The organism is Streptomyces sp. NPDC087859, from assembly GCF_044742595.1.
Taxonomy (GTDB): Bacteria; Actinomycetota; Actinomycetes; order Streptomycetales; family Streptomycetaceae; genus Streptomyces; species Streptomyces canus_F.
The window spans coordinates 77981-87266 of record NZ_JBIUUU010000035.1; the positions used below are offsets into that span (position 1 = coordinate 77981).

The following is a 9286-nucleotide window of genomic DNA, read 5'->3' on the forward strand; positions in this document are numbered from 1 at the left end:
ACCACAGGGAACTGTTGTTGCTCGCGTGCGTCCTCAGAAGGCCAGGGCCAGCCGGCGTACGGCCTCCCGCAGTTCCTCCGGAGTGCGGTCGCTGTAGGACAACCGCAGGTGCCGGACCGAGGACCGCCCCCGGGGGTCCGCCGCGAAGAACTCGCCCGGCTGGTAGACCACACCGTGGGCGGCCGCCCGCCGGAACAGCGCCGCAGGGTCCACAGCGTCGTCGGTGAGCCGCGGCCAGAGGAACAGCCCGCCTTCGGGGGCCACGATGTCGAGGGCGCCCGGGAGTTGTTCCCGCAGGGCGTCGATCAGCACGCCGGCGCGTTCTTGGTACAGCTCGGTGGCGCCGCGCACGATCCCGTCGAACCATTGGGCGTCGTCGGTGAGCAGCCGTTCGATGATCGCCTGGGTCACCGAGGATGTGTGTACGTCGAGGCGGTTGCGCAGCCGGATCACCGGGTCCACGAGGTGGTCCGGCAGCACCAGCCAACCCACGCGCCAGCCGGGGCCGAGGGTCTTGGTGAAGGTGTTGACGTGGATCGCCCGGTCCGACTGGTGGAAGGCCGCGACACCCTGGTCCCGGCCGGCGAAGCGCAGTTCGCGGTAAGGGTCGTCGACGATCACGTAGAAGCCGTACCGCTCGGCGAGCTCGACCAGTGCCTGTCGCTTCGGTGCCGAGAGACTGACCTGGGCGGGGTTGTGGAAGTCGGGCACGGTGTAGGCCGCGGCGATCCGGGCTCCGGTGGCGAGCCGCCGGGCGAGGTGTTCGACGTCGAAGCCGTCGGCCACGACCGGTACCGGCAGGATCCGCGTCGTCGCCACCTCCAGGGCCCACAGGAAACCCGGGAACACCGGATCGTCCACCGCGACGGTGGCGCCGCGCTCGACGACGGTCAGCACCGACAGCGCGAGGCCGTGCATGCCGCCGTTCGTCACCACGATCCGGCTCGGGTCGACGCCCTCCCGCTTCGCGATCCAGTCGCGCAGCGCCTCGGATCCGCGCGCTGGCGAGTACTGGAGGGACGCGATCACGGCGTCGGGGTCCTGCCACAGCTGCGCCGATGCCCGGCCGATCGCCTCGCCGGGCAGAGCCTCTGGCGCGGGGATGCCGCCCAGCAGGCGAATCGTTCCGGGGACAGGGGCGGCCAGGCTGGCATCGACGAAGCCCTTCGGCGCCGAGAGCCCACGGGCCAGGGCCGTCAGCCCGCTCTGGTCCTCATCAGGGCCGGCGGTCATGCCTTGCCTCCAGGTTCGGAGAGGAGTCGTTCGGCGCGTCGCGCGAACAGGTGGGCCTCACGCGCGGTGGAGTGCGTATAGGCCCGTTCGGCGGCGGCCCGGACAACGGTGAGGGGTGCGCCGCGGGCCTGCAGCAGGCGTGCCTTCAGAAGCAGGAGCAGCCCTTCGGAGTAGCGCTGGCCGTGGTCCCAGATTGCCTGGTCGGCCCGGTCGAGAGCGGCGTCGGCGCGATCGGGCAGTCCGGCGGCCAGCCACATCTCGGCAATCAGTGCGTAGTGGTAGGCGATGCCCCATTGCGGCGGATCGAGCAGGTGGGCTGCCAGGAGTTCCTCGGCCTCGGCGGCGGCGCCGACCGGATCCTCGCCGGTGAGGGCGCGTGCCCAGCACCAGAACTGCCGGATGTAGTTGTCGATGTGGGCGCTGAGGCGGGCGAGGCCGGCGGCGACCCACCGCTCACCGGCTCGCCGGGCCCTTTCCGCGTCCCCTGCCATGGAAGCGATCATGGTCGTGTAATACACCCAGACCGAGGCCGCGTACGGGTCCCCCGGGGTGTCCCAGGTATCGACGAAAGCCAGCGCCGTGTCGACATCACCGTGCAGCGCGGTCATGACTGCCCGCCAGCCGGGTCCTTCCCCAGGAATGCTGCCGTCCCGCCGGAGCGGTGTCTCTTCGTCCGGGGCGACGGTGCCGTCGGCGGCGCCGACATCCTCCTTGCTGAGGGACCGGTACGCCTCGCCTATGTTGCCGATGTCCCACTGATGCAGGCCCCAGGCCTGCCGACCGTAGCGTCGGACGGCGGGAGCGGAGGACGCCTGACCGACCTCGTGCATACGGCGGGCCAACTGCCCGCGGCCCTTCTCCATGGAGGTGTAGGCGCCCATCAGACGGATGAAGAGGAAGTCGGCGGCCTCCGCCTCCCGGCCGAGGGTACGGGCCAGGTACTCGGCGCGTCCCAGCAGATCGAACGTCGAGGCGTCGTACCCCGACTGTCGCCGGACAACGATGGCGAGCAGCGTGAGGGCGGAGAACTCCAGTTCCATGAGTCCTGAAGCCCGGGTGACCTGCACGGCGAAGCGCAGCTGCCGGTTGGCGGACTCGAAGGCGAGTTTGGCCGCCGCGCGGCGCCCGGCGCGGATCAGGGCCTCCGCGGTGCGACCGGGCTCGGCGAGGGGTCCGGCGGCCCACAGGTGGTAGGCGAGGCGTTCGGCGACGTCCTCGTCATCGGCGTGGATCTGTTCGAGGGCGTCCGCGACGCGCAGATGCAGCTGGGTGACCTGCTGCTTCGTCGCGGTCTCGGAGACCGACTCGCGCACCAGGTCGTGTGCGAACCGGAGCGAGGACGGGTCCTGCGGCCCGGGTTCGAGCAGCCCGAGCGTATGCAGCGGTTCCAGGCGGTGGAGACAGTCCGCGACGCCCACACCGGTGGCGCGGGACAGCAGCCTGAGGTCGACGTCGCGGCCGATGAGCGCGGCCACGTGCAGCAGGTCGCGAGCGCGGTCGTCGAGCCCGGCCATCCGGTCGCGGACGACGTCATGGACGGTGGTGGGGACCCCGGCCGCTGCGGACGCGTCCCCGTCGCCGATCGCACCGGCCCCGCTGAGCAGCCGGGACAGTTCGCGGACGAAGAACGGATTGCCGGAAGTACGGGCGTGGATGGCGCGGGCGACGGTGTCGCCCGGATCCTGACCGGCCTCGTGGCGGACGAGTTCGGCCACATCGGCCGGGCCGAGCGGGCCGAGCCGGAACCTCCGGTGACCGGGCCGCCGACTGGCGGCGGCCAGCACCCGGGAGAGGTCCGGGCCGACTGTGGGTGCGCGGTCACGCAACGCGCCGATGATCGCCGTACCTTGGGGCAGCCGCCCCGCCAGATGCTGCAACAACTTCAGGGAGGTGACGTCGGCCCACTGGAGGTCGTCGAGTATCAGGAGTGTCGGCCGCCGCACCGCGGCCTCTGCGACGAGGGCTACGACCTGTTCGAACAGCCGGAACTGGGCGTTGCCGTCGGGAAGTTCCCGGGTTGCGTCGTCCCGCGCCGCGAGGAGGCTTCCCAGCCCGCCGGTGAGCCACTGTTCGCCCGCCGCAGCGGGCAGACTGCGGACGATCTGGCCAAGTGCCTCCTCCCAGGGCCACATCGCCGGTGTCCCCTCGCCCTCCTGGCAGGAGCCCCAGACGGTGAGCGCACCCAGGCGGTCTGCCACGGCGGCGGCCTCTTCCAGCAACCGCGTCTTGCCCGCGCCCGGTTCGCCTTCGACAACGCCTATCGCGGTGTCGCCGGCGAGTGCGTGCTCCACGATGCGCCGCAGCGTGGCGAGTTCCTCGGCCCGGCCGATCAAGATGGCCCCCGTGGTCCGCCCGACCTCCTCGTCCGTCTCCCGCACAAGCAGCGACGCCGGGGTCTGCGTGAGAATCCGCCGCTGGGCATCCTCCAGCGCCGGACCCGGGTCGATGCCGAGTTCCTCGGCGAGCCGGTCGCGGGCCTGGCGGAACACCGACAGCGCCTCCGCCTGGCGCCCAGCGGCGCCGAGCACGCCGATGAGACCGGCCAGCACGGCTTCGTTGAACGGTGCCATCGATGCGGCCAGTTGCAGAGCCGCGAGCACCCGCTCCGGTCGGCCCATCGACACGGCAAGGTCCGCCGCCGCCGTGCACGCGTCGTAGAACTCGTTGTCAAGTGCGGCGAAAACGGTCGCGGCGAGCGTCCCCTCGGCGATACTGTCGCCCGCCGAGCCGTGCCAGAGCCCGAGCGCTCCGACGTAGTGATCGAGGGCCGCCTCGTGCTCGTGCCGGGTCAGCGCGGCCCTGGCGGCATCGACGAGTTCGCGGAAGGCGACGAGATCCAGCGCGGCGGAGCCGGCGAGGAAGAGGTAGGAATTGCCGCGACGGTGGAGGAACGAGCCGGCTTCACGGACGGGCAACAAAGGCTCGAACAGCCGTCGCAACGCGCCGACGTACTTCTGGAGAATGTTCACAGCAGACGCCGGGACGTCCTCGGCCCAGATCAGGTCGACCAACTCGCTCGTACTGATCGGCTTGCCCGCGCGGGCGAGCAGGATCGCGAGCAGGTACGACTGCTGCCGAGGCCCGGGGTCCAGTTCGACGCCGTCGCGCCAGATCCGCAACGGACCGAGAACCTGCAGCCGCAGAGGCGCAGCGGAGGAAGCCATTCCTTTTCCCGTTCCCAGCCTTGGACGGCCTTCGCCGCCATCCACCGTCCATGGTGTCTCAAGTCCCGTGACCGGCAAAGAGATTACCAAGATAGGGATGACCGTCACCATCGCGGCGGACACCTCCCGACGGTTTAGACGGTTTATGCGCCACCGGCACATGCACTAACGCTCACCGGCTCCGCCTTACTGGCCGATCACCAGGTCCCCGGTGGGCAGTGTCTGACAGGCCAGCCGCCAGCCCGCCTCCAACTCGTCGGCGGAGAACATCCCGCGGTCGTCGGTCTCGTAGGCACCGCACAGCACCCGCACCCGACAGGTACCGCAGGCGCCCTCGCCACACGACTGGGGCAGTGCGACGCCAACGGCGTTGGCGGCATCGAGGACCGACTGCCCGGGGCTACAAGGGAACGCCGGGGCGCCGACAGCCGTGCCGATCATGAACTTGGTGACACCGGCCGCCGCGGCAGCAACCGCGATGGCATGCGCCTTCTCCCGGCGGGTCTCCCTGCTCCGGCCCGACACGAACGCCTCGGTGCGGATGGCCTCTCGCGGCACCCCCAGTTCCGCCAGGCGGCCGATCAGGTCCTGCATCATGGGCGCCGGCCCGCACAGGTGCACGCGGGTCGACGGGCCCGCGTGGGGCAGCAACTCGTCGTAACCGATCCGGCCTTGCCGGTCGGTCACGAAGACCGACACCTCCAGCCCCGGCAGCCGGGACCGCAGCGCCTCGATCTCCGGCCCGAACAACACCTCGTCCTCGCTCCGGTAGCTCGCCAGCAGGACGACCCGCCCCGTGTGACCGACGTCGGCGGCCGCAAGCAGGACACTCATCAGCGGGGTGATCCCCACTCCCCCGGCGATGAGCAGGAGTGGGTCCGCCGCGCCTTTCGCGGAGCCCGGCTCCCAGGTGAACTCGCCATGCGGGCCGCTCACCCGCATCGCCAGCCCGGCCTCCAGATCCTGGTGCAGGAATCCCGAGCCCAGCCCGTCCGGCTCGTGCTTCACTGCGATCTCGACGAAACCGCTCTCCCCCGGACTGCTGCAGATCGAGTACGACCGCTCGATCGGCTCGACGGCGACGGGCAGGTCGACCTTCACGCACTGCCCGGCGACGAACGAGAACGGCATCGTGCCCCCGTCCAGGGATTCGAAGCGGAACCTCCGGACCGTCGGGGTCAGCACCTCGATGCGGGCCACGCGCAGATAGCCCTCCCAGGGCCCGGCCGCATCCCGGGTGATCCCGCCCGAACGGATGACCCGCCACATCGTCCCGAGCTGCCGCGGTTTCAGAACGGCATTGGCCACCATCAGCCCGCCCGCCAGCGCCCCCACCACACCGGAACCCCAGGCGTCCTGCCCCGCCACGAACAGACCCCTGACCGGAGTACGGCACCCGGCCCGCGCCGAGCGCAACCGCTGGGGAGTCGCCGCGAGCCCGTAGAAGGATCCCCGCACACTGCGCTGATACGTCTCGAAAGACAGCGGAGTCGCCAGCTCGGCGAACGCGATCGTCTCCCGGAAGCCGGGCCAGCGTTCCTCCAGGCGGGCGAGCAGCCGTTCGGTCAGCTCGTCCTTGAACTTCCGGTAGCTGTCCGGCCGTTCGGCCCCGGGCGTGCCGCGCCACTGGTCGACCACCTTGGGATCGACGAGTTCCAGCAGCTCCACCGTGTGGTGTCGGGCGGCCGGGTTGTTGAGCGAGGCGAAGGAGACGTACAGCGTGCCTTCCCCGGGCGGGCGGTCAACGCCGTCGGCCTCGTCGAGATCCGGCATGAACCAGTGGTTCTCGCCGCGCAGTCCGAACTCGGCCGGCGACCGGTCCAGTCCGAGAAACAGCATGACCGCCGACCGTTCCTCAGGCAGATCCGCCAGTTCGTGGCTCTTCCCGATCAGGGCGTACGTGTTGCGTACTCCGACCGCCGAGACGACGGTGTCCGTCCGCACCCGGTAGCGGCGGCCGGTAGCGGTGTCCTCGACGTCGACGCCGGCCACCTTGCCGCCTTCTAGGAGGACCTCGTGAACCGTCTGCCGGGGGCGCAGCTCCACGCCGTACCGTCGCAGGATCTCGAGAACGACCCGGTTGAGCTCCTGCGGGCCGCCCACCGGATGTGCGGTGCCGTCCATGAAGAAGGTCAGCGGGACCGCCCCGTGGTAGCCGAACGCGCTCGATGCCGGCGGAGTGCCGTAGAGCCCCCATCGGGCGGCCAAAACGGCCCGCAGGCGCGGATCGCGGAAGCTGCGGGCAACCTGGTCACGCAACAAACGGAACGTCGACGGGAAGAGCCGCTCGACGATGGGCGCGCCCGCTTTTCGTACGCCGTCGGGGAACGACGCGAGGACATTGCGCGCGGTCAGCCCGGCCATGGCCCAGCGCGTGGTCCGGAAGAATCGGTCGATCGCGTCGGACTCGGCAGGGAACCGTTCCTTCAGACGCTCACGGAACCGCTCCTTCCCGGCGGGGACGGCGAAATCGAACCCCGGGAAGTGCAGCGCGTCGTACTCGTCCGGCAGGGGCGAGAGCTGCGCCCTTCCGTCCGTCATGAACCCCAGGAACGGGCCGGCGCTCGCACTCACGTAATGCAGCCCGGTGCCGAAGCGGTATCGGCCGGCTCGGGAGAACTCGTGCGTCATCCCGCCGAGCGTGTAGTGCTGTTCGAGGACGAGCACACGCTTCCCGCCGAACTGCGCGATCGAGCGCGCCGCCGCGAGACCCCCCATACCCGACCCGATCACAACGACATCGACTTCCTCGTCCGACCCCATCGGCACCCCCAGTCATCTGTCCTCCGAGGCGCTCAGATTGGCCGGACCGGCTTGACGTCGACTGAATGACCAGTGAAGCCAGCCCGGAACCAGGTCCCGGGCGCATTCAATTCCCGTCCAGTGCGACGCCATAGCTTTCTGTCGGCCGTCATCCGAAGGAAAGGTTGGCCCATGGTGAGCGGAAATCCGACGATCGTGCTCGTACACGGAGCCTTTGCCGACGGCAGCGGCTTCAACGCCGTCGCCAAGCGACTTGTCGCCGACGGCCATCCCGTGGTCGCCGCGCCGAATCCACTGCGGGGGCTCGCCTCTGACGCGGCTCAGGTCAGGGCGCTGCTGGACAGCATCGAGGGACCGATCGTGCTGGTCGGGCACTCGTACGGCGGTGCGGTCATCTCAACTGCCGCCGCGGGAAACACGAAAGTGAAGGCACTGGTCTACCTGGCGGCGTTCGTGCCAGAGACGGGCGAGAGCGCGCAGGCACTGGTCGAGAAGTTCCCCGGTAGCACCGTGGGCGAGTCCCTGAAGCCGGTGCCGCTGCCCGACGGACAGGTGGACCTCTACATCGACCCGAAGGTCTTTCACCCCCATTTCGCGGCCGACGTGTCCGCGGAGGAGGCCGCCCTCTACTCGATCACGCAACGCCCGGCCACCGGCGCCGCCCTGGGCGAGCCCGCCACCGGCCCACAGGCGTGGCACACGATCCCGAACTACAACCTGATCAGCGGCGCCGACAGGATCATCCCCCCGGCGACGCAGGAGTTCATGGCCCAGCGCTCCGGCGCGAAGACCCAGGTGGTCGAGGGTGCTTCGCACATGGTGTTCGTCTCCCGGCCGGGTGCGGCGGTGGGCCTCATCGAGACGGCCGTGCGGGAGCAGACCTCAATCCGATGATCCACGGGAGGGAAAATGCACAAGAGCGAAAAGGCCATGAGGTGGGGCCTGCGGATCCACCTTTTCTGGTACGTCATCGCCAATGCAGCCCAGGTGGTGCTGTGGGCGATTCTCACATCCGACCACTTCTTCTGGCCTGTGTGGTCGATTCTGGGCTGGGGTATCGGGCTGCTGATCCACTTCTTGGCGATTCGTTCGAAGTTCCGATCACTCGCCCGGTCATCGGGTCTGTCCTTCGTGGATACCCCGGCCTTCAGGCCGGGGAGGAATCGAAGCTCCTGCGGAGCAGGGCAGGGCAAGCCGGTTCGCCGCCAGGGCGGACCGGGGTCCACCGTCCACCGGACAACACCCGCTGGCCATAAGGAAGTTGATACGGTGTGAGGCGTGACGCGGCAGGCCAAGCGGGCGTTCAAGTACCGCTTCTACCCCACCGGCGTGCAGGCGGCTGAGCTGTCGCGCACGTTCGGCTGTGTCCGCCTCGTCTACAACAAGGCGCTGGAGGAACGCACCCGGGCCTGGCACGGCGAGCAGCGCCGGATCTCCTACGTGCAGTCCTCCGCCGCGCTCACGCAGTGGAAAAAGACAGAGGAACTGGCCTTCCTGGCCGAGGTGTCCGCGGTCCCGCTGCAGCAGGCGCTGCGCCATCTGCAGACGGCGTTCGGGAACTTCTTCGCCAAACGCGCGAAGTACCCGCGCTTCAAGTCGCGCAAGAAGTCCCGCGCGTCGGCCGAGTACACACGCAGCGCCTTCACCTGGCGCAACGGACAGCTGACTTTGGCGAAGATGGCCGAGCCGTTGGACATCCGCTGGTCGCGTCCGCTGCCCGAGGGGGCGGAGCCGACCACGGTGACGGTGTCCCGCGACAGCGCGGGCCGCTGGTTCGTGTCCCTGCTGTGCCAGGACACCATCACCCCGGCCCCGGCCACCATAAACGCGGTGGGCCTGGACGCCGGGATCACCTCCCTGGTGACGCTGTCCACCGGGGAAAAGGTCGCCAACCCCCGGCACGAGCAGCGTGACCGTGCCCGCCTGGCGAAGGCGCAGCGGAAGCTGTCGCGCAAGGCGAAGGGCTTGGCGAACCGGGAGAAGGCTCGCCGGGAGGTCGCCCGGGTGCATGCGCGGATCGCCGACCGGCGTCGGGATTTCCTGCACAAGCTGTCGACTCGACTCGTCCGCGAGAATCAAACGGTCGTGATCGAAGACCTGAGCGTCCGCAACCTGCTGAAGAACGG

6 protein-coding genes are annotated in these 9286 nt (G+C 69.7%); 3 read left to right on the forward strand and 3 right to left on the reverse strand.

From position 1 onward, the window contains the following. Positions 1–33: 33 nt before the first annotated feature. From ACIOHP_RS48550 to ACIOHP_RS48560, 3 genes are all read right to left on the reverse strand, one after another. The gene (locus ACIOHP_RS48550) at positions 34–1233 is read right to left on the reverse strand and encodes a PLP-dependent aminotransferase family protein (RefSeq protein ID WP_401898092.1); all 1200 of its coding nucleotides are present in this window, start codon (positions 1231–1233) and stop codon (positions 34–36) included. Further along, the gene (locus ACIOHP_RS48555; RefSeq protein ID WP_401898093.1) at positions 1230–4397 is read right to left on the reverse strand and encodes a BTAD domain-containing putative transcriptional regulator; all 3168 of its coding nucleotides are present in this window, start codon (positions 4395–4397) and stop codon (positions 1230–1232) included. Before ACIOHP_RS48555 ends, ACIOHP_RS48550 begins: the two co-directional genes overlap by 4 nt. 186 nt (positions 4398–4583) lie before the next feature. After that, positions 4584–7160, reverse strand: a complete 2577-nt coding sequence (locus ACIOHP_RS48560) for an FAD-dependent oxidoreductase (RefSeq protein ID WP_401898095.1) — start codon at positions 7158–7160, stop codon at positions 4584–4586. Between the two features lie 171 nt (positions 7161–7331). On the opposite strand from ACIOHP_RS48560, the gene ACIOHP_RS48565 reads away from it, so the two are divergent. The 3 genes from ACIOHP_RS48565 to ACIOHP_RS48575 all read left to right on the forward strand — a co-directional run. After that, positions 7332–8054: an alpha/beta fold hydrolase gene (locus ACIOHP_RS48565; RefSeq protein WP_401898097.1), complete on the forward strand. Its 723-nt coding sequence runs from the start codon at positions 7332–7334 to the stop codon at positions 8052–8054. A 15-nt stretch (positions 8055–8069) separates the two neighbouring features. Then, on the forward strand, positions 8070–8435 hold the full coding sequence (locus tag ACIOHP_RS48570; RefSeq protein WP_401898100.1) for a 2TM domain-containing protein: 366 nt from the start codon (positions 8070–8072) through the stop codon (positions 8433–8435). Positions 8436–8438: 3 nt separating this feature from the next. Further along, positions 8439–9286 (forward strand): RNA-guided endonuclease InsQ/TnpB family protein (locus tag ACIOHP_RS48575; protein WP_401898102.1); only part of this gene is annotated, 848 nt, incomplete at its 3' end.

Bases quoted from the DNA above. Each gene is read 5' to 3' on its own strand.
- ACIOHP_RS48550 (WP_401898092.1), bottom strand. From the start codon at position 1,233: ATGACCGCCGGCCCTGATGAGGACCAGAGCGGGCTGACGGCCCTGGCC.
- ACIOHP_RS48555 (WP_401898093.1), bottom strand. From the start codon at position 4,397: ATGGCTTCCTCCGCTGCGCCTCTGCGGCTGCAGGTTCTCGGTCCGTTG.
- ACIOHP_RS48560 (WP_401898095.1), bottom strand. From the start codon at position 7,160: ATGGGGTCGGACGAGGAAGTCGATGTCGTTGTGATCGGGTCGGGTATG.
- ACIOHP_RS48565 (WP_401898097.1), top strand. From the start codon at position 7,332: ATGGTGAGCGGAAATCCGACGATCGTGCTCGTACACGGAGCCTTTGCC.
- ACIOHP_RS48570 (WP_401898100.1), top strand. From the start codon at position 8,070: ATGCACAAGAGCGAAAAGGCCATGAGGTGGGGCCTGCGGATCCACCTT.